The following is a 461-nucleotide window of genomic DNA, read 5'->3' as shown; positions in this document are numbered from 1 at the left end:
CATGGTTGCCTGCTCATGCTGTTGCGGTACGGCCTGCAGTTGTCCGGCCTGCAGCTTTTCCAGTGCTGCAACCAAAGTTTTGGCGCCAATGGCACTGACACGGTCAAACAGCTGACCACTTGTCTCTTCCGGGTCAATCTCCACCGGTTCCACCATCAGCACATCACCGGTATCCAAGCCTTCATCCAGCTGCATGATTGATACGCCGGTTTGGGTATCGCCATTGAGAACCGCCCACTGAATGGGGGCGGACCCTCGATATTTTGGCAACAGCGACACATGCAGATTCACACATCCATAAGGCGCCACATGCAGCAGCTGGGACGGGATGATGCAGCCATAGGCTACCACAACGATAATGTCAGGCGCCAATTCCCGGATCAGATCGTCCGAGGAACCATCGCGCAGCGTACGCGGCTGATACACCGGAATGCCGTGCTGCACCGCCAGCTGTTTGACCG

At 56.8% G+C, this 461-nt stretch carries 1 protein-coding gene; it reads right to left on the bottom strand.

Annotated elements, in window-relative coordinates; all coding sequences use genetic code 11:
- Positions 1-461 (bottom strand): methionyl-tRNA formyltransferase (locus tag H6B10_RS15345; protein WP_275951095.1); only part of this gene is annotated, 461 nt, incomplete at both ends.

The organism is Gemmiger formicilis, from assembly GCF_016901605.1.
Classification (GTDB): Bacteria; Bacillota; Clostridia; order Oscillospirales; family Ruminococcaceae; genus Gemmiger; species Gemmiger formicilis_B.
The sequence above is the reverse complement of the archived record's forward strand: the minus strand, read 5'-3'. Positions and strand labels throughout refer to the sequence as shown.